Here is a 26,327-nt window from a genome sequence, read left to right as displayed (position 1 = left end):
TGTAATTTTTAGCAGGGAAATCCAAAAATTTATCGAAACTAATAACATGTGTAAAGTTTTTTTAGATTTCCAAAGGGTGAATTGGCAGGCGTGTGATGGGCCGGACATTCTTTTTCAGCTAAGGGGGAACAGGGATGATAGTAAATACCGAGATTAAGGATCGTATTGCTTATATTACAATGAAGGATGGGAAGCACTATAATTGTCTCAGTGAAGAAATGTGCCTGGAATTAATCGAGGCGATTAAAAAAAGCTATTCCTTAAAATGTGTTGGTATTGTCATTAAAGCAGAAGTGAATCGTAATGTGTGGAGTGCTGGCCATGATATCAAGGAGCTGCCTATGGATGGCAGTGACCCATTAGCCTTTAATGTACCTATGGAAGAGCTACTCAGAGCAGTGCAGGATGTACCAATTCCAGTTATTGCCTGTGTGGATGGTACGGTTTGGGGCGGGGCCTGTGATTTGTGCCTGTCCTGTGATATGATTGTCAGCTCCAAGGACTCCACCTTTGCCATTACGCCGGCTAAGATTGGTATTCCCTATAATGCCTCGGGGTTGATTCATTTTATTAATCAGCTTGGCATAAATAAAGCCCGTGAAATGTTCTTTCTGGGGACGCCAATAGAGGCCGAGGATGCCTTGAATGTTGGCCTTATAAACCATGTGGCAGAAGATAGCGAGGCTCTGGAAAAGCTGCTGGAGGATCATTTTTTGGCCCCGCTGAGGCGTAACAGCATTCTTTCCGTCAGTGCTATTAAGAGGCAGTTCCGTATTTTATCACGGGCAGCAACGGTAATTAGTGCAGAAAACTTTGAACGCATTAATTATTATCGCCAAAAGGTATATAGCGGTGATGACTATAAGGAAGGTATTAATTCCTTCCTGGAAAAACGGCCACCACAGTATAAGGGCAAGGCATCGGATTTGGATTAATGGGGGGGTATATTGTGAGAATAAATTTAAAAATTATTATGTTGTTGACACTAACAATGGTGCTGTCAGTGGTCTCTGGCTTTAAACCAGCAGCTGCTGCTGTGGACAGCGGAAAAATTTTGTTTGTGCCCTTGGATAATCGTCCCATAACGGATAAGGAAACCCGCCAGGTGGCTGAAAAGCTGGGGTATGATGTGGTGGTTCCGCCGGATACTTTATTGGGAAGCAGGGAACAGCCGGGCAACCCGGATGGCCTTTGGCAGTGGCTGAATAAAAATGCCCCTGGGGCAAAGGCTGTTGTGGTATCAACTGATGCCATGATTTATGGCAGTCTTGTGGCTTCCAGAAATCACGAATTAACTCAAGACACCATAAATGAACGGGTGGAGCGTTTCCGTTCTTTCCATGAAAATCATCCGGGATTGCCGGTATACGGATTTGGTACTATTTTACGTACATTGTTGTCTGCCACCCATTCCGGAAATGGCATGGAGCCGGCTATTTATCAGCAAAATGCAGTGATGCTTCGTGATTACAGCGCCCTTCGTGATAAAGTGGAAATGGGACAGGCTACCAAAAAAGAAAAGCAGGAGCTGGACAAGCTTACAAAGGATATTTTGCCTGCAGCCATGGAGGATTGGACCCATCGTCATGGGTTGAATTACAATGCCAACAAGGCACTGATAGATTTGACTGGCCAAAATGTTTTTTCCTTCCTGTTTTTAGGTGGAGATGATTCCGCTCTTTATTCACAGACCCATTATGAAACCCGTCATTTACGGGAGCATGGGAAAAATATTGGTAAGACCAAGCTACAAATAACCTCTGGATCAGACGAGCTGGGGATGGTTATGATGTGCCGTGCTATTTGTGATGATAAGAGGGATATTCCATTTATTTATACCACCTATAACATAGGTAAGGGCCGCAATACCATCCCTAAATATTGCAATGAAGAAATTGGCATTGATGTGGACAATACCATTGTGGCTGCCGGAGGCATGCAGGTGCCTTCCCCGGAGCGGGCTGAGCTGGTTATGGCTATAAATACCAATCCTGATGGCAATACTCCTGATGCCAACACCCCAATTAACACAACTAAGCCACGGAAGGGCACCATGCACTTCCTTAAGCTTGTAAAGGATTTGGTAAATAAGGGGTATCCTGTGGCAGTGGCTGATATTGCTTATGGAAATGGTGCGGACAATGCCTTAATGAACGAACTGCACAAAGAAGATTTGCAGTTCAAGCTGCAGGCCTATGGCGGCTGGAATACGGCTACCAATACCACCGGATTTCTCATTGGTACAGGGCTTCTGACAAAATGGATGGACAAACAGGCACGGGAGGAGCTGATGCTGACCCGTTTTCTTGATGAGTGGTGCTATCAGGCCAACGTCCGTCAAAAGCTGGGGACTGCTGTGTGGCTACATCCAGGGTACAGTCAGAGCACAGGAAATTTGGATGGTGCCCGTGATTTTGCCTCCCAGCAGGGAACAGAATGGATGAAGGAATTTGCACAGCAGAATATTAATTTGCCGGCAAATTTGTCCCTTAAAAATCTGCGTATAACAAATCCATGGAACCGCTTGTTTGAGTGTGATATTGATTTTTAAAAGCTAATATATGAAACACTATAGTTAATAATATTTTAGGGGCATTTTTCGACTAATGCCCCTATTTTAATGTTAAAAAATATGCTAAAATATACGGTGGTTTAATTATGAAATATTGTTTTTAGGGGGATAAAGATGCTAACACCAGTAGATATACATAATCAGGAATTTAAGCGCAGCTTCCGCGGCTACGACATAGACGAAATTGATGATTTTCTTGATCAGGTGGTTAACGACTATGAGAAGCTGTTCCGTGAAAACAGCCAGCTGAAGAAGGAGATTGAGTTGAATGAAAAGGCTCTTACCCAGTATCATCAGCTGGAAAAGAATCTTCAGGATACTCTTTTGGTGGCACAGCGCACTGCTGATGAGGTTACCAGCACTGCCAATACCCGTTCCGAGGAAATTCGGGCAGCGGCAAAGCAGGCCAGTGATAACATAATCCGTGCGGCTGAAATCGAGGCAAAGCGTCGTCTTGAGGATGCAGCCCAGAAGGTTCGTGAGGCCGTTACAGAATACGAGCGTATCGTCAGCGAAAAACGTCAGTTTATTGCCAAGATGCGCAACACCTTGAAGACCGAACTGTCACTTCTCGAGGATGCGGAGCAGCAGTTCCCGGATAAGCAGGAGTCTAAGGTGTTGAATGATGTAAACATCGAAATTGGTACAAAGCCAGATGATGTTCAGGAGTTGGAAGCAGCTGGGGAAGCTGTTTCAGAGGAAAATGAGTAAGAATTTTTTGGAGGCAAGGTTGGTTCCTGTAGGTTTAGGATTAATTGTTTTTATTATAGATCAGCTGGTTAAGAGCTATGTTACTGCTTACATGGATTTAGGGCAGTCTATCCCGGTCATTAAGGATTACTTTTACATTACCTATGTTCTTAATCCGGGAGCAGCTTTTGGTATGTTTGCCAACCAGCGAATGATGTTTATCATAGTGGCAGTAGTTCTCTGTGTTGTGGTATTTTATTTCCGTAAGCAGCTGGCCAGGGAATCCATGATGATGAAATATGGTGTCAGTCTGTTGGCAGGTGGCGCCGTAGGAAATCTTTATGATAGATTGCAAAGCGGCTTGGTGGTAGATTTTTTCGATTTTAGGGTGTGGCCTGTGTTCAATATAGCAGACATTGCTATATGTGTAGGGGCAGCCCTTATAGTAATGGACATTTTCTCCAGGAGGAACGAGAATGACACTGACCTTCAAGGCTGATACCGATAATGAACGCCTGGATGTGTTTCTTACCAGAATGCAGCCGGATTTTTCCCGTTCCCATATTCAGAAGCTGGCGGCAGATGGCTGTGCTGCTGTAAATGGCAAAGTCAGAAAGGGTAATTATCGTCTGCATTTGGATGATGAGGTGGAGCTGTCAGTTCCTGAGGCAGAGACTGTGGAAATTCTCCCAGAGGATATCCCTTTGGATATTCTTTATGAGGATAATGATATTATTGTAATCAACAAAGCCCGGGGGATGGTGGTTCATCCTGCTGCGGGTATCAATTCCGGGACCCTTGTAAATGCTCTTATGTATCATTGCAAGGACCTTTCAGGAATAAATGGGGAAATCCGTCCGGGTATTGTACATCGTCTGGACAAGGATACCTCCGGTGTCATGGTGGCTGCCAAAAACGATAAGGCTCATATAAGTCTGGCAGAGCAGATTCAGGAAAAGTCTGCCCATCGTGTGTATAATGCCATTGTTTGGGGCAATATCAAGGAGGAAGCGGGGATTATCCGCGGGGATATTGGCCGTCATCCGACTGATCGCAAAAAGATGGCTATTGTGCAGGAAAACGGCAAACCAGCCACGACCCATTTCAAGGTGCTTGAGCGTTTTGGGGATTGTACTTTTATTGAATGTCGTCTGGAAACCGGGCGCACGCATCAGATAAGGGTTCACATGACTCATATCGGACACCCGGTAGTGGGTGATCCTAAATATGGTGCCACCCGCCATGGGAAGGTTAAGGGTAATTTTTCCATTCAGGGTCAGGCCCTTCATTCCATTAGTTTGGAGCTTACCCACCCTACCACTGGTGAGCGTATGACTTTTACTTCCCCGTTGCCTGAGGACATGGAGAAGATATTAAAAAAGCTGCGTAATCATTAAATGTTAAAATGATAATGAGGGGATGAATAGGATGACAACTTTTATTGATAAGACAGTTCTTCTGGATGAGCAGGCCATGCATCGTGCCTTGGTTCGTATAGCCCATGAAATCCTTGAAAAAAATAAGGGCGTAGATGATATTGTGTTGGTTGGTATTCGTTCCCGTGGTGTGCCTTTGGCTGAGCGGGTAGCAGATGCCATTGAGAATATCGAGGGCAAGCGTCCACCTGTTGGCGTTCTCGATATTACCCTTTATCGGGATGATTTATCTATTTTGTCCTATCAGCCTATTGTTAGGCCGACTACCATGCCGGTGGATATCGACAACAAAATTATTGTATTGGTTGATGATGTGCTTTACACTGGCCGAACCATTCGTTCTGCTCTGAATGCCATAATTGATATGGGCCGTCCAAAGTCAATTCAGCTGGCTGTTCTCATTGACCGTGGTCATCGTGAGCTGCCTATAAGAGCAGACTATGTTGGTAAAAATGTTCCTACCTCCTCCAAGGAGTCTGTGAATGTAAAGGTAGTGGAAATAGACGATACTGACCAGGTGGTACTGAGACAGGAAAAAGAATAAAAACAGGAAAAATTTACGCCGTCCAAATGGTAATATATTATCTCGGGCGGCTTTTAAATTGGATAAAATAAAGGAATTTTACTGTTTGATGTAGAAAACCGATAGATAGGAGTTTTCATATTATTTTCATTTTTATTTGATTAGATAATTCAGAGTGTTTTACTCGGATTTAAAATGAATCTTTAAAAGAATTCGTGTATATGTAAATGGAGGAAAAAGATGAAAGAAATTAATGAGCAGAGACTTACTGGTGAGAGAGCATTGTTCATGGGTAAGGATTTGGAGATAAAGAACTGTATTTTCGCTGATGGAGAGTCACCATTAAAGGAGAGCCGGAACATTCATATTGAAAATTCCAGCTTTCAATGGAAGTACCCTCTGTGGTATAGTAAGGACGTTACTGTAAAAAATAGTGCTGTTTTTGAAATGGGGCGGGCCGGTATCTGGTACACGGACAATGTGTCCTTTGAGGATGTGCTTTTTGAGGCACCAAAGGGCTTCCGCCGTTGTAATGGGATCAAGCTGACCAATGTAGATTTCCTTCAGGCGGAGGAAACCCTGTGGCATTGCAACGACATTGAGATGAATCAGGTTACTGCCAAGGGCAACTATTTTGCCCTGGACAGCAAAAATATAAAAATTGACGGCTTTAATCTGGCGGGGAATTATTCCTTTGATGGCTGCGAGAATGTTGAAATCCGCAATGCCAAGATGATTTCCAAGGATGCCTTTTGGAACTGTAAAAACGTTACTGTTTACGATTCCTATATCTGCGGTGAGTATATCGGCTGGAATTCGGAAAATGTTACCCTGGTGAATTGCACCATTGAGAGCAATCAGGGCTTCTGCTATATGAAGAATGTTACCCTGAAAAACTGCCGATTACTTAATACGGATTTGGCCTTTGAATATGTTTCTGATATTGATGCAGAGATTACCACCAAGGTGGTCAGCATCAAGAATCCAATTTCCGGTCGAATCAAGGCTGCAGGTGTGGAGGAGCTTATCTTTGATGATCCTGCCATTGATAAGGATGCCACGGAACTGGTTTTTACAGATAATAAATAATAGAGAAATAGTTTACCAAGGAATGTTTGAATGAATATCATAAGTGTAATCCATAATGAAGAAGAACTGCATTGGCGGCAAATGCTAAAGTGCGTATGGAGCCTAAGTATTCCAGCAATGCTGGCTCAAACAACATATATTGTTATGGAATACATAGATGCTGCCATGGTGGGAAGCCTTGGGGCAGCAGCCTCTGCCTCCATAGGTTTGGTGGCACCTGTATTGTGGTTTTTGTATGGTATAGGAATGGCAGCTGTTCAGGGCTTTTCCGTTCAGGTGGCACAGTTTATCGGCGCCAAGAAGCTACAATATTCCCGTGACACTTTTAGACAGGGATTGATATGTGTCACGGCTTTTGCTGTGCTTATATCCGTAATAGGCGTATACATAAGTCCTTATCTGCCAGGATGGCTGGGAGCTGCTCCGGAAATTTATGTGGGGGCATACGATTACTTTAGGGTGTACATGTTTGGTATGCCTATAGTTATACTGCGTATTTTGTCCACTGCTATGTTGCAAAGCTCTGGTAGTATGAAATCTGCCAGCTTCTTTAACAGCATAATGTGTGTACTGGACATAGGATTTAATGCCCTGTTTATTTTTTCCTCCGGTTATGTTTCCGTATTGGGGATAGATGTGTGGTGGCCTGGATTTGGCCTTGGGGTTAAGGGGGCTGCTTTGGGTACAGTCGCTGCTGAAGGGGTTACCGCCTGTATTTTGCTATATTTGGCAATGCTCAGGAGAAAATATACCCGTCAGAAGGATGGTATGAAATGGAAGCTTACCCGGGAGTGTTTGGGAGATGCCTTGAAAATTAGCTGTCCTATAGCTCTTGAACAGGGAGTTCTCACGGGAGCTATGATTGCTATGATGATCATTGTGGCTCCTTTGGGTACTGTGGCCATTGCTGCAAACTCCTTTGCTATAACGGCGGAATCCTTTTGCTATATGCCGGGCTACGGTATAGCCATTGCAGCAACAACTTTGGTAGGGCAGAGTATTGGTGCTCAAAAAAAGGCTTTTGCAAAGGGCTTTGCCTGGTTTTCCTTGGGAACTGGTATGTTTACCATGGGAGCATTGGCTGTTATTATGTATGTGTTAGCTCCTGAGGTATTTGCCTTCCTGACACCGGTTAAGACTGTTCAGGACCTTGGTACCGATGTGCTGCGTATTCAGCTGCTGGCGGAGCCTCTTTTTGCTGCATCCATAGTGGGAGCAGGTGCCTTGCGTGGAGTAAGGGATACTCTGTTTTCCAGTGTTATGAATCTGGTAAGCGTATGGGGTGTTCGCATTCCTATTGCATTATATTTGGTCGATATTTACGGACTGCATGGCGTATGGACCGCTATGTGTCTTGAAATATGTTTTAGAGGGTTACTTTTCCTGGTTAGAATCTATAAACAAAAATGGGAAAATAGGGGGTCAATGGAGTGAAGTATGATTTTGACAAGGTGATTAATCGGCGTAACACTAATTCTCTGAAATGGGATGTGGGGGAAAATGAGCTGCCAATGTGGGTGGCAGATATGGATTTTCCAGTGGCACCTCCCGTTATGGAGGCAATTCAGGAGAAGCTGAAGGTAGGGGCATTGGGATATTCCATAATACCAGAGACCTGGAATGGGGCCTATGTCGCTTGGTGGAGAGAGCGCCATAATTTCCGGATTCAGTCAGAATGGCTGGTATTTACAACAGGGGTATTGCCTGCTATTTCGTCGGCGGTGAGAAAGCTCACCAGTCCTGCGGAAAAGGTACTGATTCAGACACCGGTGTATAATAACTTCTTTAACTCTATTGTTAATAATGGACGCTTTGTTGTAGAAAGTCCTCTTAAATACGACGGTAAAAACTATTCCATGGACTTTGAACGGCTGGAGGAGGATTTATCTGATCCCCAGGTCAGTCTGATGATTCTTTGCAATCCTCAAAATCCTTCAGGCCATTTGTGGAGCAGCTATGAGCTGTTTAAGGTAGGTGAGCTTTGTGCCAAATATAACGTCACGGTAATTGCAGACGAAATCCATTGTGATCTCACGGATCCGGGAAAGGAATACATTCCCTTTGCATCTGTGTCTGATACCTGTCGGGATATCAGTGTAACCTGCCTGGCTCCAACAAAGACCTTTAATATGGCAGGAGTAAACTCAGCGGCGGTTATGGTGCCAAATGATTATTTGCGCCATAAGATGTGGCGGAGGCTGAATACTGATGAAGTGGCTGAACCAAACATTATAGCCATTGAGGCCACTATAGCTGCCTTTAATCATGGAGCAGAGTGGCTTGATGAGCTTCGGGAATATATTTATGAAAACAAGAAGGTATGTCAGGAGTATATGGAGAAAAATATACCTGATGTATATATGGTTCCGTCGGATGCTACTTACCTGTTATGGCTTGATTGCTCCAGCTTCTGTGAAGATTCTGTGGAGCTGATGGAGTTCATACGGAAGGAGAGCGGTTTGTATTTGTCCGAGGGGGCAGAATATGGTGCTGTTGGCAGACAATTTTTGCGGATGAATATTGCCTGTCCTAGATCAGTGTTGATGGATGGTTTGGAAAGACTGAGAAATAGCATTAAGTCATATATAAAAATTAGTGAATGATTTATTGCGGAGGGGATTATATGGACTCACAGGATAACAAAAAGCTTGTTATTGAGGCGACACTGGAAAATTTAGTTAAAGTAAATGATTTTGTGGAGGAATTTTTAAAGGAAAAGGAATGCTCCCCTAAAGTCAGAATGCAGTTAGAGGTCGTGGTGGAGGAAATTTTCACCAATATAGCCAACTATGCCTATGGTGATGATGCTGGAAAGGTCACTATTGAGGGGTGTCTGGAGGATGATGCGGCTAAATTCAGATTAAAATTTATGGATAAGGGAGTCCCCTATAATCCACTGAAGCAACCGGATCCTGATATAACCATGGGGGCTAACGAAAGGCCTGTAGGGGGATTGGGAATATTTTTGGTAAAAAATAATGTTGATGATATATCCTATCAGCACGAGGATGGACAAAATATTCTTACAATTGTTAAAGCAATTTAGCAGAAGTACAATGGCGTTATAAAAGAAAAGTGCTGATATAGCCGAAAGGGGACATTGTTTTATGGAAATCAAAAAGGAATTAAATGGCAATAAATTGAAAATTTCACTGGAGGGCCGTTTGGATGCTGTGTCTGCCGGTGATTTGGATAAGGTTGTTCAAAGTGACCTTAACGAAGTTGAAGAACTGACCTTTGATTTTGCTAATCTTGATTTTGTGGCATCAGCAGGCCTTCGTGTATTGTTGGTGGCCCAGAAACGCATGAATAAGCAGGGTACCATGAAAATATTCCATGTTAATGAGGATGTAATGGATGTTTTGGAGATGACAGGATTTTCAAATTTCCTGGATATTGTAGACTGATTTATCAGGTATATTATTTTTATGTTTTAAATTTTTGTTTGAGATGTGGTGTTTTATAGAAACACTAAAGGTGATTTTATATGAATGAGAAGATATACTCATTATGGTTTTTAAAAAAGGGCAGTATAAGAAATCGGGTTTTTCGTCTTATACTTTTGGGTAGTCTGACTATACTGGTGGTTATGGGGCTTTTGGTGGCTTATGGGCTCTATACCATGAATAGTGTTTTCATGACTCAAAGTGATCAGCTAAGTGGTACTTCCGCAGGCTATATAGAAGACGTAACCAGTCAGCAAATAACCGGGCGGCTCACGGATGTGGCCAAAACCCGCGCCCTTGCCATTGAGACAGAGATCTGGAGTATAACTAATGATACAAATTATTTGGCCTATGGGGTTGAAAATGTAGTTAAACATCCTGAATTTTATGCACAGCGCACCTTGCCTGATCCAAGATTTCAGAAGATACGGCCAGGAGAGGTATATATCCATCAAGGTGGCAGCTTGCAGGCCTCAGGGGTTTCACCTTCTTTGCAGCATGAAATAGGCATAATGTCCAATGTGGCTTCTTATATTGAGCCCATGGCCAGACAATATAATCAATTTGAGTCGTCCTTATTTGTAGGCTCCAAGAACGGATATATCATTGCAGCGGATAACGCACCGGGCAAGGACTATATTAATATGACGGAGGATTTTCTGAATGCCTATGAGCCTACGGAACGCAGCTGGTATAAGAATACACGGGAACGTGGCACCATAACCTTCAATGATATATATGTGGGGGCCGATGGCTATCCTAGCTTCACCTGCTCCGCGCCATACGAGGACAATGATGGCTTTGCAGGGGTAGTGGCTATTGCCTGTTCAGTAAAATCTGTTTCTGATATTATGGATAATTCCCTTATGGGCAAATCCGGTATCAGCTTTGTGTTAAGCGATAAGGGAAAGATAATGCTGTCCACTAATCATGAGGGGCTCATGAATGATGTTGATGGAAAGGATTTGCGTAAGGAAAGTAATGAGAGCCTGGCTAATGCAGTAGGAAAAATGATTTCCGGGGAGAGCGGCTGGCAAATCGTGGAGCTGGATGGGCAAGAATATTTTCTGGCCTATGCTCCTATGCAGAAGATAAAATGGAGCTTTGGTACCATTATAGCCATAAACGAGGTTATGACCCCTGTGCAGACTGCCCGTCAGCATATTGTTGGTCAGGTGGGCGAATTTAAGGATATGATGAATGACCAGGTGGTGAAATTTGTGCTGGTGGCCATAATCAGTATATGGTCTACACTTATACTGCTGTTTAATTTAACCTCCTGGCTTACTGACAAATTCGTTGCGCCGATTAAGGAGCTTACTGGTGGAGTAGGGGAAATTGCTGCCGGTAATCTGGAAAAGAAGATTTCCATTCCTACCGGGGATGAGCTGGAAACCTTGGCTAATGCTTTTAATAACATGACAGATAAGCTGCAAAACTATATGTCACATCTTACCAAGGTAACCATGGAAAAGGAGCATATTGCAACTGAGCTGGCAGTAGCTACCAATATTCAGGAAAGTATGCTGCCCCATATATTCCCTTTTGCACCGGAGCGTAAGGAATTTGATATTTACGCCACTATGCAGGCGGCCAAGGAAGTTGGGGGAGATTTCTACGATTTTTATTTGATGGATGATGAGCATTTGCTTGTTACCATTGCAGATGTTTCCGGCAAGGGAGTTCCGGCAGCTTTGTTTATGGTTATTGCCAAGACAATGTTGAAGAACTCTGTTCTTTCTATGGATAATGAAAAGAATTTAGCTGATGTGATGGCAAGAACCAATGATCAGCTCTGCCAGAACAATGATGCCATGATGTTCGTAACTGCATTCATGGGTATATTGAACCTTACCACTGGAAGGTTTAATTATATTAATGCTGGTCATAATCCACCAGCATTATATAAAGCCAATGAAAACAGATTTGATTACCTGTCTGTGGAGCGAAATTTCGTTATGGGTGGTATGGAAAATATCAAGTATAAGGGACAGGAGCTGACTCTCTGCAAGGGAGATCGGCTGGTGTTGTATACTGATGGTGTTACGGAAGCCCTTAATGAATCCAGTGAGCTTTTCGGTGAAGAAAGATTACTGGATACGCTTAACAAAACAAATTCAAATGAAAATAGTGCACAGAATCTTCTTTTGGAATTAGAGCAGGTACTCAATGATTATGTTGGCGATGCGGAACAGTCTGATGATATTACTATGCTGGCTCTTGTCTATAACGGACCGGAAAAAGCATAAATTCATAGGGGGATGGGGCTATTATGGCAGAAAAAATGTTATTTCCTAGTCTACCCACGGAATACAAGACTTCTTTAGCTGAGTTGTACAATCAGCAGGAAAATGTTTTGGCGCACAATATTGAATATCTACGGGAGCTGTCGGCTGAGGAAAAGGGACTTTTCAGCACAAAAGGAGGGGCAGCTCCTATAGGCTCTGTACTGCAAATAATCTATAAAATAAGCGGTAAGCTGTTGCCTTTACATTTTAATGTGGCAGTGGACAGGGCCTTTGCACGGGAAGAAATATTGAGGACCAACTACGTCCTGATTAACGGTATGATGATGGCGGTGGTTAAGAAGAAGCGGAATCCTCCTCTTGAAATCGTTTATCACAATATGAAGGATTTAAGTGATGATGAGCTTGATGTTGAGCTGCAAAGAAATATTGCAGCTGATCAACGCCTTGGCTTTGATCTGCTCAGTGGGCAGCTGGTGCGTTTTTCTGTGTTTAATACAGGTGAAGATGAATATGCAGTAATTGTTACCGCCTTGGAGGCTGTGGCCCTTAAGCTGGATTTCCACAGGATTTTTAGGGCTGCATTAAAGCTGCCTCAGCCAGAGGATATGTCCAAAATTGTGGATGCTGTGGTGGGCGGTAATGGATTAATGACAACGCCAGTAAAAAACTACTGGGAGAAGATGCTCAGCAATTTACCACCGATGCCTAAAATTCCTCATTTGAATTCACAGACTGCAAATGGGAAGTACAGTGAAGAAGCATATTTAGCCCATATTCCCCGTGATATATTGTCAGATTTGCGAAGTAAAGCAGAGTCAAATAAAATATTGTTGATGTCCATGCTGCAGACAGCTTGGGGGTTATTGCTGCAACAAAGCAATTCTGTCAATAATGTGAGCTATTGTCTTTTGGTTCCTCAAAAGAAGAAAAGTATTCCAGGGGCACAAAGTCTTGTACCTTTCTTGCTTAAAGCAGAGGATAATCCTACTGTAAAGACATTGGTGAACAGCGCATTTAAGCAGTTTGTAGTTTCTCAGCCCTATGCTTCTTTGGGGCGGGAGGATATTATTGATTTGCTGGGCAAACATAACGAGCCCTTTGATCATTTTTTGAATTTCTATGATTTTCTGGCGGAAACTAAGCCATATTCCAAGGTGAAGGGAACCGGTGATGGCACTATAGTCAGCCAGAAGCATTGGGATGTGCGGGATGTTATTTTGGATGTTTCCTTTCGCAATGAAGGAAATCAGGCGATAATTTCCGTTGGTTACAATGGTGAGGCTTATCTGCAAAATGACATAGCTATTTTGCTACAGCATTATCTGTTGGTTTTACAGCAGATGCTTACCGACTGGAATGAACCTGTTGAATACTTCATGGAACGACTGAAAAAACGTTGGGAAGCCAAATTCCAGGAGCTGGATGAATCTCAGGAGGATTCCAGGTCTATTATACAGGATGCCCTGTCCAGAATTGCCTTATTTCAGGAATGTGAACAGGGAATCATTCAGCTGTTTATTCTTGGGGCAAAGCTATATACAAAATTTGAGGGTGACCGTATATCTGAGCATGAGGTTGAAAACCAGCTGGTATTCGTATTGTCGGGAAAAGTGGCCCGCAGTATAGAATGTGGTGATGGCTGGTATAATACTTTGGATATACTAAAAGAAAACAGCTGGATAAATGAAAACGTTATGCTGCCAAAGCATAAGGTGAAAATTTCAGCCGAGGTTATTACTGAGCAGTCTACAATTCTGGTTGTACCTTTGGTAAATTTGATGTCTACCCTTAAGAAGTCACCTCTTTTGGCCAAGAATATTATATATCATGTTATGAGGCAGCTTGAGAAATATCAAAGACTGTGGATACAGTCATAAATGATAATATATAAGCAAACTGTCAATAATGGATCTGAGATTAGTAATACTAAAAATAAAAGGCTGTGATAGTTAGATGAGTATATCATCTGGCTATCACAGCCTATTTTTGCAATTGGAATAAGAATTATGATTTTGTGAGTATGGTATACAATACCAGCTGGAAGGCGGCTACGAACTTGGCCACGGCGGAAATGGTATTTATGAAATCCATATCCCTCTCAGTCATGCGCATGAATCTCTTTAATACATCATCCCTTATATTTGGAATTCTGAGAGCAGCTGCAATCTTCATAGTCTGTCTGAAGGATACAATCTGATCGATGAAGAAAACCAGCACAAAAGCCAGGAATAGAAGGATTCTGGTATAAAAGTTCTCCTCCATGGTGTAGGCGTAAGTATAAGTCAGATAAAAGCCGATGACATCCAATACCATAACTGCCAGAAAAAGAGCAACCATAGTCTTGCCTACTGCGGCTGGGGTCATGGTACGACACATATCCACCAGCTCATTGTGAATATCCTCCCGTTCCTCATCATTTGAACTAATAAGAACTTTATATAGTGTATACCCGTTGAACAAAATCCAAAATATTGCAAAAGCGTTTACAATTTCCATTGTACGACTCCTTTGAGTTATCCATTGATTATCATATTATATCAAAAATTAATGAAATAATACAGCAATTAACCATTCCAGAGGGAAAATGTTAAAATGCCTTGACTTTTTTATAGGGATAGAATATCATATTTAAGTAAACTGAATATGGACTCATCAAGAGCAGTGGAGGGACTGGCCCTGTGAAGCTGCGGCAACCATTGATGTGCTTGAATATCAAAACGGTGCTAATTCCTGAAGGCTATTGGCCTTAAGATGAGAGATTTTTATAAGCTCTCTCTTTGAAGAGGGTTTTTTATTTTTGTAATTTCTTTTGCAGATACAATAAGGTGTTTTCATATTTCAGGAAATGAATTCTTTATTTTAAGGAGGCGTTTAAATGGCTAAGCGTTTATTGTTTACTTCTGAGTCTGTTACTGAGGGACATCCTGATAAAATTGCAGACCAGATTTCTGACAGCATTCTTGATGCTATTCTTGAGAAGGATCCTATGGGCCGTGTTGCTTGTGAGACTATGGTAACCACTGGCCAGGCCCATATTGCCGGTGAGATTTCCACCAGCTGCTATGTAGATATATCCAAGATTGTTCGTGAGACTATCCGTAATATTGGCTATACCCGTGCAAAGTTCGGTTTTGATGCTGATACCTGTGGTATTCTCATTTCTCTTGATGAGCAGTCTCCTGATATTGCCCAGGGCGTAGACAAGGCTTTGGAAGCCCGTGAGGGTGATATGAGTGAGGAGGAAGCAACTGGTGCCGGTGACCAGGGTATGATGTTCGGTTTTGCTTGCAATGAGACCCCTGAGTTTATGCCAACTCCAATTGCTTTGGCACATCGCCTGTCCCGTCGTTTGACTGAGGTTCGCAAGAACGGTACTCTGCCATATCTCCGTCCGGACGGCAAGACCCAGGTTACTGTTGCTTATGAGAATGGCAAGCCAGTAGCTATTGATACCATTGTTATTTCTACCCAGCATGACGAAAAGATTAGTCTGGAGCAGATTCGCAAGGATCTTATTGAGCATGTTGTAAAGCCGGTTATTCCAGCTGAGCTTCTCAGTGACGATACCAAGTATTTTATTAACCCAACCGGCAAGTTTGTTATTGGTGGTCCTCAGGGAGACTGCGGTCTCACTGGCCGTAAGATCATTGTTGATACCTATGGTGGTATGGCCCGTCATGGCGGTGGCGCATTCTCTGGTAAGGATCCAACAAAGGTTGACCGTTCTGGTGCCTATGCAGCCCGCTATGTTGCAAAGAATATTGTTGCAGCTGGTTTAGCTGACAGGGCCGAGGTTCAGCTGGCTTATGCCATTGGCGTAGCCAAGCCTGTATCCATTATGGTTGATACCTTTGGTACTGGTAAGGTTGATGACCGTACTCTGGAGGAGCTGGTTCAGAAGAACTTCGATTTGCGTCCTGCTGGAATTATCAAGATGCTGGATCTACGTCGCCCAATCTATGCCAAGACTGCAGCTTATGGTCACTTTGGCCGTACTGATGTCGATCTTCCTTGGGAACACACTGATAAGGCTGAGGCACTGAAGACTCAGGCTGGTATCTGATGTATTTGAATACTGATTAATTAGCTAAGTGGGGCACAAGAAATTGTGCCTCATTTTCTTTTAGTATCAAAAGGTTTCTATATAAAAAACAATTGACAATGGAAAGCGTCTATAATAATATTAGTATGCTGAAATTTAAGATGAAGTTATTGTGAGGGGAGCGTTGGACTCCTTTTTCTATGTATGGGAGGAATTTTAATACTATGAGTAAGAATGAAAATTTGAGAAATATCGCGATTATTGCTCACGTTGACCATGGTAAGACTACATTGGTAGATGCAATGTTGCAGCAGAGCCACATTTTCCGTGAAAATGAGCAGGTTGCAGAGCGCGTAATGGACTCCGGTGATTTGGAGCGCGAGCGTGGTATTACTATTCTTTCCAAGAATACAGCAGTTATGTATGAGGGTACCAAGATTAACATTGTTGATACCCCGGGCCATGCCGACTTCGGTGGTGAGGTGCAGCGCGTACTGAACATGGTTGATGGCGTAGTTCTGCTGGTAGATGCCTTTGAGGGGCCAATGCCACAGACTAAGTACGTTCTTCGCAAGGCATTGGAGCAGGGCCTTAAGCCTATCGTTGTTATCAATAAGATTGACCGTCCGGACCAGCGTGTGGATGAGGTTTATGATGAGGTTCTGGAGCTGTTCATGGAGCTGGATGCAGATGATGATCAGCTGGATTTCCCTTGTATTTATGCCACTGCCCGTGATGGTATTGCCAAGTACAGCATGGAGGACGACAACGATAATCTGAAGCCACTCATGGAGACTATTGTTAAGGAAATTCCTTGCCCACAGGGTGACGCAGATGGTCCTCTTCAGATGATGGTTACTACCTTGGAGTCTGATGAATATGTTGGTAAGCTGGCAGTCGGCAGAATTATTCGCGGCAGCGTAAAGCCAAACCAGTCCGTAGTATTACTGGATGGGGATTCCCAGACCAAAGCTAAGATCGGTAAAGTATACGCATATCAGGGCCTGAACCGTGTAGAGGTTCAGGAGGCTAAGATGGGTGAAATCGTCTGCCTCACTGGCCTTGGTAATGTAAGTATTGGATATACAGTAGCAGATGCCGAAAATCCTGAGGCATTGCCTACTATTAATATTGACGAGCCAACTCTGTCCATGACCTTTGGTGTTAATACCAGCCCATTTGCAGGCCGTGAGGGTCAGTTCGTTACCTCCCGTCATCTTCGTGACCGTCTTTACAAGGAAGTGGAGACTAATGTTTCCCTTCGCGTCGAGGAGACTGATTCCGCAGATGTATTTAAGGTTAGTGGCCGTGGTGAACTGCATCTTTCCATCCTCATTGAGACCATGCGTCGTGAGGGCTATGAGCTTCAGGTCGGTAAACCGGAGGTAGTATATAAGGAGATTAATGGCCAGAAGTGTGAGCCTATGGAGAATCTCACCGTTGAGGTTCCTCAGGAGTATATGGGTACTGTTATGGAGTCCCTTGGAACCCGTAAGGCAGAGCTGGCCAACATGACTGAGGTTTCCGGCTACATGCGGATGGAATTCCTTATTCCTGCCCGTGGCCTTATCGGCTTCCGCAGTGAGCTTTTGACCAACACCAAGGGCAATGGTATTATGAACCATGTATTCTCCGGCTATGTACCGTACAAGGGCGATATCCCAGGCCGTACCCGTGGTTCTCTGGTAGCCTTTGAGCAGGGTGAGACCACAGGTTATGGAATCTTTAACCTTCAGGATCGTGGTACCATGTTCATTTCCCCTGGCCAGGCTGTATATGAGGGCATGATCGTTGGCGAGAACTCCCGTGATATCGATATGGATATTAATCCATGCAAGGCAAAGCATGTTTCCAACATGCGTACTTCTGCATCTGATGAAGCTATCAGACTGACTCCACCTCGTATTTTGAGCTTGGAGCAGGCTCTTGAGTATATTAACGATGACGAACTGGTGGAGGTAACTCCTGACAGCATTCGTCTGCGTAAGACCATTCTTGACAAGGTTGTTCGCGGTAGAGCAAGCAAGAACGCTCGTAAAGAAAGCTGATTATGGCTTTTGCAGGTACCTTCGTCGTAGGTCTAAAGACTCATTTTTGAAAATAATAAAAAAATTCGCAAAAACAGCAGGACAAAACCTGCTGTTAGCGAATATAATAGAAAGTAACCCAACTTGGGCTTATGATTAAGAACTTATATTTTTAATTTATTTCATTCTTTTTATTTTAATGATTCTGGACTTATATTAATGGAGGGCGGACGTTGTGAGTATTCTGAAGAAACTGGAAGACTTCTTCGCACCGGTTGAGGTTGAAGATGAACTGTTTGTTGATGAAGAAGAGGTAGTTGAGGAGCAGGTTGAGCGTAAAGTTGTAGGGGGTAGCACTGCCAGTGCTGTTAAGCCAGCTCCAGCACCTGTAAAAAGACCTAATCTTACATTGCACACCAATAACAGTCATCGTGCTGCTGAAATGAAGATTAAGATTTTCATGCCACAGCGTTTTGATGATGTTCGTGAAGTTGCTGACGCTTTGAAGGCTAAGAATTCAGCTATTGTTAACTATGAGCGTGTGGAGCTTCCTGAACAACAGCGTATTTGTGATTTCCTGAATGGTGTTTGCTATGTTCAGGATGGTTTTGTTCATCGTATTTCCAACACCATGGTTCTTTATGCACCAAATGGCGTTGAGATTAACGAGATGAAATCTGTAGCTGCTACATTGTAATATTTGGCGATTTTTGAGACTGTTGCGCTAGTAACAGTCTCTTTTAGCTTGCTGTTCTGATTGACAAAGAGCAGGTTTTTACTTATAATATTCTAGTAAATTTTGTATTTTATGTGAGTGCCCCATGCGGCACTCATTATTTATTGAGTAAAGGAGTTTTTAGTAATGGCAGACAAGAGCGTACTTCTTACCGCAGACGGTTTGAAAAAACTACAGGAGAAACTTGATCATTTAAAAAGTGTAAAACGACTTGAGGTAGCTGATCGTCTGAAAGCTGCTATTGCTCTGGGGGACCTTTCCGAGAACTCCGAGTATGATGACGCTAAGAATGAGCAGGCTTTCCTGGAAGGTGAAATCGCTGAGCTGGAGGAAAAAATCCGCAATGCCAAGATAATCGAAAATAGTGCTGACAGCAATGTAGTATCCATGGGTTCCAAAATCGTATTGAAGGATTTGGAGTTCAATGAAACTGATGAGTATCAGCTGGTTGGCTCCACCGAAGCAGATCCTGATGAGGGCAAGATTTCCAATGAGTCCCCGGTAGGTGCGGCTATTATTGGCAAGTCCGTAGGTGAGGTCGTAGAGGTTCATGTTGGTGAGAACATCATCAATTATGAGATTATGGAAATTAAGCACTAAAAAATAGGAGAATGTAAAGTGGCAGAAAATAAGGAAAATGCTCCTGTTCAGCAGGATATGAATGAATTGTTGAAGGTACGCCGTGATAAGCTGGCAGCCTTCAGAGAAATGGGTGTAGCTCCTTTCGGCCATCGTTTTGAGGTTTCTCATCATAATGCTGCAATTTTGGAGCAGTATGCAAATCTTGAAGGCGAGGATGAAAGCGAAGAAGAAGTGTCTATTGCCGGACGTCTTATGGCTATCCGTGGACATGGCAAGGCCAGCTTCTCTGTTATTATGGACCGCACCAGCCGTATTCAGATTTATTTTAAGCTGGATGTATTGGGTGAGGAGAAGTACAAGCAGTTCAAGCTCTTGGATATCGGTGATATTATTGGCGTAAAGGGTCATGTATTCCGTACCCGTCGCGGTGAGCTTACTGTTCGTGTAGATGACTTTGATCTCCTTTCCAAGTCTCTTCGTCCGCTTCCTGAGAAATTTCATGGCCTCACCGATACCGAAATTCGTTATCGTCAGCGCTATGTAGATCTTATTATGAACCCTGAGGTTATGAATACCTTTGTGGCTCGTACCAATATTATAAAATCTATCCGTAACTATTTGGATTCCCGTGACTTCCTGGAGGTTGAGACTCCTGTATTGGGTACTATCGCTGGTGGTGCAGCAGCACGTCCGTTTATCACCCATCATAATACACTTGATCTGGATATGTACCTCCGCATTGCAACTGAGCTTAATTTGAAGCGTTTGGTTGTAGGCGGTATGGAGCGCGTATATGAAATTGGCCGTGTATTCCGTAACGAGGGCATGGATGTACGCCATAATCCTGAGTTTACCTCTATTGAGATTTATCAGGCCTATGCTGATTATAATGATTTGATGGATGTTACTGAGGGTATTGTCCGCGATGCAGCCATGGCTGTATGCGGCAGTCTGCAGGTTGATTATCAGGGTACCACCATTGATTATTCCAGCTTTAAGCGCATCAGCATGAATGACGCTGTTAAGGAAGCAACAGGCAAAGACTTCATGAGCTGTGAAACCGTGGAGGAAGCCAGGGCTATGGCGGATGAAATCGGCGTGCCTTACGAGAAGCGGTTTGGCATCGGTGGTATTTTGAATGCAGCCTTCGAGGAAAAGGTGGAGGAAACCTTGATTCAGCCGACATTTATTACCGGTCATCCAACTGAGATTTCTCCATTGGCTAAGCGCAATCCTGAGGACCCACGTATTACCGACCGTTTCGAGTGCTTCGTATATGGCCGTGAATTGGCTAACGGCTTTACCGAGCTCAATGACCCTATTGACCAGGAGGGTCGTTTCCTCGATCAGTTGAAGGCCCGTGAAGATGGTGATGATGAAGCCCATATGATGGACCGTGACTTTATTACTGCCCTCGAATATGGTCTGCCACCAACAGGTGGTCTGGGTATCGGTGTGGACCGTCTTGTTATGTTCCTCACTGACAGTGCATCTATCAGAGATGTATTGTTATTCCCAACCATGAAGCCTTTGGCTGAATAATTTAATATTTTGTTTAGTTTTTTTGAGCTGTTTCCTTTGGGAGGCAGCTCTTTTTTGTTTTACAAAAACTGTGGGCATAGGAGGCCTGAAGATAATCCTGTTGGGCTGTTGTATGGAAAAATAAATTCTTATTTTATCGTTGTTTTCCTCTTAATCTTGATTAATTATGATTTATTTTGACTGATTTTGGTTGACTTTGACTGATTTTGGTTGTAATATAATCACAGAAATTATTTTTAGGAGAGTGATAGCCGTGCTTACCGAGGAGAGGTATGCTGCTATTTTGCAGATTTTGGCGGAAAAAAAGGCGGTGACGGTTCTTGAGCTGACCAAAGCCTTACAGATTTCGGAGTCCACAGTGCGCCGTGATTTGACCGCTCTGCATCGCAGCGGCAGACTGTACAAGGTATACGGCGGTGCTACCATCATTGATAATAATTATTCAAGTGCAGAGGAAGATATGCAGACCAAATGGGATTTGTATCCTGAGGAAAAGGTTGCTATTGGACGTAAAGCTGCAGAGCTTATCACAAGTGAGGATTTTGTTTACATTGATGCTGGTTCCACCACGTTGCATCTCATTGATTTTTTGACAGATAATAATGTGATCTTCGTAACTAACGGTATGCAACACGCAGTGCGTCTATTAGCCAAGGGCTTCAAGGTGTTCATTATCGGGGGAGCGGTAAAGGCCGTCACTGAAGCTGTTGTTGGTACAGAAGCCTTGAAAAGTTTGGCAAACTACAATTTTACCAAGGGCTTTTTCGGTACAAACGGAATAAGCCCCAAGTCAGGATTCTCCACTCCGGACGCCGATGAGGGGGCTGTCAAATGCGAGGCAATGGCAAGATGTAAGAGTGCCTATGTGCTGGCTGACCGATCGAAGTTTAACAAGATTTCCCCCATTACCTTTGCTGGTATTTCCAGCGCCACTATAATAACAGGACGGCTGGAGGATAAGAAATATCGTGATTATACCACCGTCTTGGAAGGAGAGTGAAGGAATGATTTATACTGTAACCTTTAATCCGTCACTGGATTATATTCTGCGTCTTGACCATTTTGCTGCCGGCGAAATAAACCGGGTGAGCTATGAACAGATTTTAGGTGGCGGCAAGGGAATAAATGTATCCATTGTGCTGAAAAATCTTGGTCATGATAGCACTGCCCTTGGGTTTGTGGCTGGCTTCACTGGTGAGGAGATCAAGAGGCAGCTGCAGGAGTTTGGCGTAAAAAACGATTTTGTTCAGCTGGAGCAGGGGTTCAGCCGTATAAATGTGAAGGTTAAGGCTGACAAGGAAACAGAAATAAACGGACAAGGACCGGATATCAGCGATAAAAAACAGACGGAGCTTTTTTCAAAATTGGATAAACTGGTGGCAGGGGATACCCTGGTATTGGCCGGTTCAATTCCAAAGGCCTTGCCGGATGATATTTATCAGCGTATTATGGCACGGCTTGAGGGGAAGGGAATTCGAATCGTAGTTGATGCAGAAAAGAAGCTGCTTCTGAATGTTTTGCAGTATCGTCCATTTCTTATAAAGCCAAATAATCACGAGCTTGGGGATATGTTCGGTGTGAAGCTTTCCAGTGACGAGGAAATAATTACCTATGCCAAGAAGCTCCAGGAAAAGGGAGCACAAAATGTTCTGATATCCATGGCTGGGGATGGAGCTATTCTTCTAACGGCTGCCGGGGAGTCTTATAGGTGTCCTGCTCCTAAAGGAACTCTTGTGAATTCCGTTGGTGCAGGGGATTCTATGGTGGCTGGGTTTATCACAGGCTTTATGGAATCAAATGGGGATTTTGAGAGGGCTTTCCACATGGGCGTGGCCACTGGGTCGGCTTCAGCCTTTAGCGAAAATCTCGCTACCAGGCCGGAGGTGGAAGCGCTGCTGAAAAAAATTGTTTAATTGCCGGTAGGCATTAGAATATAGCATTCATTTATATAATTTTTATAAGGGGAGAGAAAATTATGCGTATTACCGACATGCTCAAAAGTGAGAGCATCATTTTGGGAACCAAGCCAGCGGATAAAAATGCCGCCATCAATCAGCTGGCCGACCTTATGGAGGCCGGGGGCAATTTGTCCGACAAGGCACAGTATGTGAAGGATGTGCTGGCACGTGAAGCTTCCAGCTCCACAGGGCTGGGTGAGGGTATTGCAACACCGCATGCCAAGAGTGCCGGAGTAAAGACAGCTGGTCTGTCTGCTATGACAGTGCCAGACGGTGTGGATTTTGATTCCGAGGATGGAGAGCCGAGCCGTTTGTTCTTTATGATTGCTGCTCCGGAATCTGCCTATGATGCACACCTGGAAATTTTGTCCAAGCTGGCTACCATGCTTATGGATTCAGATTTTAAGGATGCATTACTGGCTGCCAAGACAAAAGAAGAATTTTTGCGCATCATAGATGACAAGGAAGATGACAAATGCGTTGTTGCCTCAGATGGGGTAACGGCTCCTCCTGATTACATTCAGATTTTGGCAGTAACAGCATGTCCTACGGGTATTGCCCATACCTTTATGGCGGCAGAAAGCCTGGAACAGCATGCTAAAAAGCGTGGTATATCCATTAAGGTTGAGACTAATGGCTCCAGCGGTGCCAAGAATGTGCTGACAGCAAAGGAAATCAGAAAGGCTGATGCCATTATCGTGGCTGCTGATAAGAATGTGGCTATGTCACGTTTTGACGGGAAGCCTGTTGTTATTGCCAAGGTTGCAGATGGTATCAACAAGGCTGATGAGCTTCTTGACCGTGCTTTGTCCGGCAATACCCCGGTTTATCATGCCAGTGGTACTGAAGGTACAGAGGGAGCTGCTGATGTGGAAGGCGAAAGCCTGGGTCGTCAGATTTACAAGCATTTAATGAACGGCGTAAGCCACATGCTACCATTCGTTGTTGGCGGTGGTATTCTTATCGCTTTGGCTTTTCTGTTCGATGATTATTCCATTAATCCAGGTAACTTTGGCTCCAATACTCCGTTAGCGAAGTTCCTGAAGGATATCGGTGGTGCATCCTTCGGCTTTATGCTTCCTATCCTTGCCGGATTCATTGCCATGTCCATTGCTGACCGTCCTGGTCTGGCTGTAGGCTTTGTTGGTGGTGCCTTGGCTAATACCACCGGTTCTGGATTTTTAGGAGCTTTGCTGGCAGGCTTCGTGGCAGGCTACAGTGTAAATCTTTTGAAGAAGGTATTTGCCGCTTTGCCGGAATCCCTGGAGGGTATTAAACCAGTTCTGCTGTATCCGTTCTTTGGTATTCTCATTATTGGTTTTGTCAGCATGTTTATCATTGCACCACCGGTAAGTGCTATTAACACCTGGCTGGTGGATACGCTGAACAACATGGATCCAAATGCTCGTATTCTTTTGGGTATTGTTATGGGTGGTATGATGGCTATTGACATGGGTGGCCCAATCAACAAGGCGGCTTATGTTACTGGAACCGGGCTGTTAGCCTCCGGCCAATTTCATGTTATGGCTGCTGTTATGGCTGGTGGAATGGTACCTCCTCTTGCCATTGCACTTTGTACCACTATTTTCCCTAACCGCTTTACGGAAAGTGAGCGAAAGGCTGGTATCACCAACTATGTTATGGGTATGTCTTTCATAACGGAAGGTGCTATTCCGTTTGCTGCCAGTGACCCACTGCGGGTAATTCCTTCAGTATTTATCGGTGCTGCTACAGCTGGTGCGCTGTCCATGGCCTTTGACTGTACCCTGCAGGCACCGCATGGTGGTATTTTCGTAGTACCTACAATCGGTAATGCCGGCATGTACATTGCTGCTATTCTGATTGGTGCAGTTGTGGGATGCGCTGTGATGTCAGTATTGAAAAAACCGTTGAAAAACTAACATTATTAAAACCGGCTATCATGGTTTTGTGTATACACTTTAATGTGTATTCCGACTATGATAGTCGGTTTTTTGTAACCTTCTGACTATTGAACAAAAGTAAACGTTCAAGTTTACATAAATCTCTAATTTTTTTTTAATACTAGCAGGAATTATGGATATTATGTAGAAATATAAAAGCATGTTCAGAATACCTGAACGAATTTAAAGTTTAATATTGTGCACTGAGGGGTGCGCATGTGAAACGAAAGGGGTAAATTTATTTATGAAGACAAGTAAGAAATTAGCATCCGCATTGATCGCTTTAGGCTTAGCCTTTGGTGCTGTAGGGGCAGACATGGCTACTACTGAGGCCGCTTCCGTTAGTGAGATTGCTCAGATTAACGTAAAGAAGGATGGTTCCAACTTCCAGTATTGGAATCAGGATTCCGCTTCCTTCAAGGCTTTGAAGGCTTATGTTGAGGATGTTACCAATCCTAGCAGCCCTAACTATATTCCTGTAAAGGATCGTGTATGCGTATCTGATATGGATGGTACTTTCTATGGTGAGTTGGCACCTACTTATTCTGAGTGGTATCTGTATTTCCATCGTATCTTCAATGATCCAACCTATACTCCAACCCCAACTGAGAAGGCTTATGCTTTGGAGTGCCTGAAGGCAGCTAAGGCTGGTAAGATTTCCGCTGACATGGATGAAGGTGAAGACCGTGCACAGTCTTATGCTTTCCAGGGTATGACCATGGAGGATTTTGACAAGTATGTAGATGACTATTTCACCAATGCTCCTCTTGATGGTCTCACTAACTGCACCTTCGCAGAGGCTTATTATCTGCCAATGGTAGAGGTTATTACCTATCTCCAGAACAATGGCTTTAACTTCTATGTTGTAACCGGTACTGACCGTCAGCTCGTTCGTCAGGCTCTGAAGGCTCCAATTCCTTCTATCAATGCTGACCATGTAATCGGTACTGACAGCTTACCAGTTATGGAGCGTCAGGGCTGGGCCGGTTCCCAGTACTTCCTCTTCAACGAGGATGGTGCAAAGGATAAGGTAATGCGTGGCCCATTCCAGTTCACTGATAACAAGGCTGGTAAGGTTCAGAATATTGCCAAGGAGATTGGTATTCAGCCAGTAATCGCTCTTGGTAACTCCACTTCTGATGGTTCCATGCTGAACTATACACTCGCTAACCCTAAGTACAAGAGCTTCGCTATGGGCGTATGCTGCGATGATAGCGTTCGTGACTGGGGCTCCAAGGAGAAGGGCGACAAGTTCAAGGCATTCTGTGAGAAGTACGGCATTACCCCAATTTCCATGGCTAATGACTGGAAGACTATCTATGGCTACGATGTAACCAAGACTGCTTCCCAGGAATTCCAGACTGCTAAGGAATTCAAAAAATAATCTTTTGATTATTAAATAACCCATCATTAAAACACATTAAGGCTGTTTGCCAGATGATTTGTTCATTTGCAGACAGCCTTTTTTTATTATAGTGATTTGTTATTGAACTGTTATGGCATTATATGTATA

The 26,327-nt window shown here is 43.7% G+C and carries 23 protein-coding genes and 1 riboswitch; of the genes, 22 read left to right on the top strand and 1 reads right to left on the bottom strand.

Annotated elements, in window-relative coordinates:
• The first annotated feature begins 134 nt into the window (after positions 1–134).
• The 13 genes from scpB to ACKI5G_RS03790 all read left to right on the top strand — a co-directional run bounded on the left by scpB (position 135) and on the right by ACKI5G_RS03790 (position 13,882).
• Positions 135–935, top strand: coding sequence for a methylmalonyl-CoA decarboxylase (gene scpB / locus ACKI5G_RS03850; protein WP_407397814.1), 801 nt, complete (start codon positions 135–137; stop codon positions 933–935).
• Between the two features lie 14 nt (positions 936–949).
• Positions 950–2,551 (top strand): DUF4127 family protein, encoded by a 1,602-nt coding sequence (locus ACKI5G_RS03845; RefSeq protein ID WP_407397812.1) that lies wholly within the window; start codon positions 950–952, stop codon positions 2,549–2,551.
• Positions 2,552–2,686: 135 nt separating this feature from the next.
• Positions 2,687–3,283, top strand: a complete 597-nt coding sequence (locus ACKI5G_RS03840) for a DivIVA domain-containing protein (protein WP_407397810.1) — start codon at positions 2,687–2,689, stop codon at positions 3,281–3,283.
• Positions 3,276–3,761, top strand: a complete 486-nt coding sequence (gene lspA, locus ACKI5G_RS03835; RefSeq protein WP_407397808.1) for a signal peptidase II — start codon at positions 3,276–3,278, stop codon at positions 3,759–3,761. Before ACKI5G_RS03840 ends, lspA begins: the two co-directional genes overlap by 8 nt.
• Positions 3,739–4,659, top strand: coding sequence for an RluA family pseudouridine synthase (locus ACKI5G_RS03830; protein WP_407397806.1), 921 nt, complete (start codon positions 3,739–3,741; stop codon positions 4,657–4,659). The genes lspA and ACKI5G_RS03830 overlap by 23 nt, the downstream gene beginning before the upstream one ends.
• Positions 4,660–4,690: 31 nt before the next feature.
• Entirely contained in the window at positions 4,691–5,242 is a 552-nt protein-coding gene (gene pyrR, locus ACKI5G_RS03825) for a bifunctional pyr operon transcriptional regulator/uracil phosphoribosyltransferase PyrR (RefSeq protein WP_407397804.1), read from the top strand.
• A gap of 219 nt (positions 5,243–5,461) precedes the next feature.
• Entirely contained in the window at positions 5,462–6,310 is an 849-nt protein-coding gene (locus ACKI5G_RS03820) for a DUF3737 family protein (RefSeq protein WP_407397802.1), read from the top strand.
• 30 nt (positions 6,311–6,340) lie between these two features.
• Complete coding sequence (locus ACKI5G_RS03815) at positions 6,341–7,744, top strand: MATE family efflux transporter (protein WP_407397800.1); 1,404 nt, start codon at positions 6,341–6,343, stop codon at positions 7,742–7,744.
• Positions 7,741–8,913 (top strand): MalY/PatB family protein, encoded by a 1,173-nt coding sequence (locus tag ACKI5G_RS03810; RefSeq protein WP_407397798.1) that lies wholly within the window; start codon positions 7,741–7,743, stop codon positions 8,911–8,913. Before ACKI5G_RS03815 ends, ACKI5G_RS03810 begins: the two co-directional genes overlap by 4 nt.
• Before the next feature lie 20 nt (positions 8,914–8,933).
• The gene (locus ACKI5G_RS03805) at positions 8,934–9,356 is read left to right on the top strand and encodes an ATP-binding protein (RefSeq protein ID WP_407397796.1); all 423 of its coding nucleotides are present in this window, start codon (positions 8,934–8,936) and stop codon (positions 9,354–9,356) included.
• 61 nt (positions 9,357–9,417) lie between these two features.
• The gene (locus ACKI5G_RS03800; protein WP_407397794.1) at positions 9,418–9,717 is read left to right on the top strand and encodes an STAS domain-containing protein; all 300 of its coding nucleotides are present in this window, start codon (positions 9,418–9,420) and stop codon (positions 9,715–9,717) included.
• An 80-nt stretch (positions 9,718–9,797) separates the two neighbouring features.
• Positions 9,798–12,005, top strand: coding sequence for a SpoIIE family protein phosphatase (locus ACKI5G_RS03795; protein ID WP_407397792.1), 2,208 nt, complete (start codon positions 9,798–9,800; stop codon positions 12,003–12,005).
• Between the two features lie 23 nt (positions 12,006–12,028).
• Entirely contained in the window at positions 12,029–13,882 is a 1,854-nt protein-coding gene (locus ACKI5G_RS03790) for a condensation domain-containing protein (protein ID WP_407397790.1), read from the top strand.
• A 127-nt stretch (positions 13,883–14,009) separates the two neighbouring features.
• Here the strand turns inward: ACKI5G_RS03790 and ACKI5G_RS03785 are convergent, their stop codons facing one another.
• Positions 14,010–14,501 (bottom strand): hypothetical protein, encoded by a 492-nt coding sequence (locus ACKI5G_RS03785; RefSeq protein ID WP_407397788.1) that lies wholly within the window; start codon positions 14,499–14,501, stop codon positions 14,010–14,012.
• Positions 14,502–14,651: 150 nt separating this feature from the next.
• Positions 14,652–14,763: riboswitch (SAM riboswitch) on the top strand.
• A 117-nt stretch (positions 14,764–14,880) separates the two neighbouring features.
• Between ACKI5G_RS03785 and metK the strand changes: the two genes are divergently transcribed.
• The 9 genes from metK to ACKI5G_RS03740 all read left to right on the top strand — a co-directional run bounded on the left by metK (position 14,881) and on the right by ACKI5G_RS03740 (position 26,198).
• A complete protein-coding gene (gene metK, locus ACKI5G_RS03780; protein ID WP_407397786.1) occupies positions 14,881–16,068 on the top strand; it encodes a methionine adenosyltransferase in 1,188 nt (395 codons plus the stop codon).
• Positions 16,069–16,271: 203 nt separating this feature from the next.
• A complete protein-coding gene (gene typA / locus ACKI5G_RS03775) occupies positions 16,272–18,095 on the top strand; it encodes a translational GTPase TypA (RefSeq protein ID WP_407397784.1) in 1,824 nt (607 codons plus the stop codon).
• A gap of 214 nt (positions 18,096–18,309) precedes the next feature.
• Entirely contained in the window at positions 18,310–18,771 is a 462-nt protein-coding gene (locus ACKI5G_RS03770) for a cell division protein SepF (protein WP_407397782.1), read from the top strand.
• Between the two features lie 165 nt (positions 18,772–18,936).
• A complete protein-coding gene (gene greA / locus ACKI5G_RS03765; protein WP_407397780.1) occupies positions 18,937–19,410 on the top strand; it encodes a transcription elongation factor GreA in 474 nt (157 codons plus the stop codon).
• 57 nt (positions 19,411–19,467) lie between these two features.
• Entirely contained in the window at positions 19,468–20,934 is a 1,467-nt protein-coding gene (gene lysS / locus ACKI5G_RS03760) for a lysine--tRNA ligase (RefSeq protein ID WP_407397851.1), read from the top strand.
• Positions 20,935–21,187: 253 nt separating this feature from the next.
• Complete coding sequence (locus ACKI5G_RS03755; protein WP_407397778.1) at positions 21,188–21,934, top strand: DeoR/GlpR family DNA-binding transcription regulator; 747 nt, start codon at positions 21,188–21,190, stop codon at positions 21,932–21,934.
• A gap of 4 nt (positions 21,935–21,938) precedes the next feature.
• The gene (pfkB, locus tag ACKI5G_RS03750; protein ID WP_407397776.1) at positions 21,939–22,847 is read left to right on the top strand and encodes a 1-phosphofructokinase; all 909 of its coding nucleotides are present in this window, start codon (positions 21,939–21,941) and stop codon (positions 22,845–22,847) included.
• 62 nt (positions 22,848–22,909) lie between these two features.
• Positions 22,910–24,793: a fructose-specific PTS transporter subunit EIIC gene (locus ACKI5G_RS03745; RefSeq protein WP_407397774.1), complete on the top strand. Its 1,884-nt coding sequence runs from the start codon at positions 22,910–22,912 to the stop codon at positions 24,791–24,793.
• A gap of 265 nt (positions 24,794–25,058) precedes the next feature.
• Complete coding sequence (locus ACKI5G_RS03740; RefSeq protein WP_407397772.1) at positions 25,059–26,198, top strand: HAD family hydrolase; 1,140 nt, start codon at positions 25,059–25,061, stop codon at positions 26,196–26,198.
• Positions 26,199–26,327 lie beyond the last annotated feature (129 nt).

The sequence above is a fragment of the Anaerovibrio sp. genome (assembly GCF_045637405.1).
Classification (GTDB): Bacteria; Bacillota; Negativicutes; order Selenomonadales; family Selenomonadaceae; genus Anaerovibrio.
This window is presented reverse-complemented; position numbering and strand designations above follow the sequence as displayed.

Excerpts from the sequence above, each read along its gene's own strand:
- ACKI5G_RS03740 (WP_407397772.1), top strand. The coding sequence starts at position 25,059 with ATGAAGACAAGTAAGAAATTAGCATCCGCATTGATCGCTTTAGGCTTA.
- lysS (WP_407397851.1), top strand. The coding sequence starts at position 19,468 with ATGAATGAATTGTTGAAGGTACGCCGTGATAAGCTGGCAGCCTTCAGA.
- ACKI5G_RS03840 (WP_407397810.1), top strand. The coding sequence starts at position 2,687 with ATGCTAACACCAGTAGATATACATAATCAGGAATTTAAGCGCAGCTTC.
- greA (WP_407397780.1), top strand. The coding sequence starts at position 18,937 with ATGGCAGACAAGAGCGTACTTCTTACCGCAGACGGTTTGAAAAAACTA.
- typA (WP_407397784.1), top strand. The coding sequence starts at position 16,272 with ATGAGTAAGAATGAAAATTTGAGAAATATCGCGATTATTGCTCACGTT.
- ACKI5G_RS03805 (WP_407397796.1), top strand. The coding sequence starts at position 8,934 with ATGGACTCACAGGATAACAAAAAGCTTGTTATTGAGGCGACACTGGAA.
- ACKI5G_RS03830 (WP_407397806.1), top strand. The coding sequence starts at position 3,739 with ATGACACTGACCTTCAAGGCTGATACCGATAATGAACGCCTGGATGTG.
- ACKI5G_RS03790 (WP_407397790.1), top strand. The coding sequence starts at position 12,029 with ATGGCAGAAAAAATGTTATTTCCTAGTCTACCCACGGAATACAAGACT.
- pyrR (WP_407397804.1), top strand. The coding sequence starts at position 4,691 with ATGACAACTTTTATTGATAAGACAGTTCTTCTGGATGAGCAGGCCATG.
- ACKI5G_RS03745 (WP_407397774.1), top strand. The coding sequence starts at position 22,910 with ATGCGTATTACCGACATGCTCAAAAGTGAGAGCATCATTTTGGGAACC.
- metK (WP_407397786.1), top strand. The coding sequence starts at position 14,881 with ATGGCTAAGCGTTTATTGTTTACTTCTGAGTCTGTTACTGAGGGACAT.
- lspA (WP_407397808.1), top strand. The coding sequence starts at position 3,276 with ATGAGTAAGAATTTTTTGGAGGCAAGGTTGGTTCCTGTAGGTTTAGGA.
- ACKI5G_RS03795 (WP_407397792.1), top strand. The coding sequence starts at position 9,798 with ATGAATGAGAAGATATACTCATTATGGTTTTTAAAAAAGGGCAGTATA.
- pfkB (WP_407397776.1), top strand. The coding sequence starts at position 21,939 with ATGATTTATACTGTAACCTTTAATCCGTCACTGGATTATATTCTGCGT.
- ACKI5G_RS03815 (WP_407397800.1), top strand. The coding sequence starts at position 6,341 with ATGAATATCATAAGTGTAATCCATAATGAAGAAGAACTGCATTGGCGG.
- ACKI5G_RS03800 (WP_407397794.1), top strand. The coding sequence starts at position 9,418 with ATGGAAATCAAAAAGGAATTAAATGGCAATAAATTGAAAATTTCACTG.
- ACKI5G_RS03820 (WP_407397802.1), top strand. The coding sequence starts at position 5,462 with ATGAAAGAAATTAATGAGCAGAGACTTACTGGTGAGAGAGCATTGTTC.
- scpB (WP_407397814.1), top strand. The coding sequence starts at position 135 with ATGATAGTAAATACCGAGATTAAGGATCGTATTGCTTATATTACAATG.
- ACKI5G_RS03785 (WP_407397788.1), bottom strand. The coding sequence starts at position 14,501 with ATGGAAATTGTAAACGCTTTTGCAATATTTTGGATTTTGTTCAACGGG.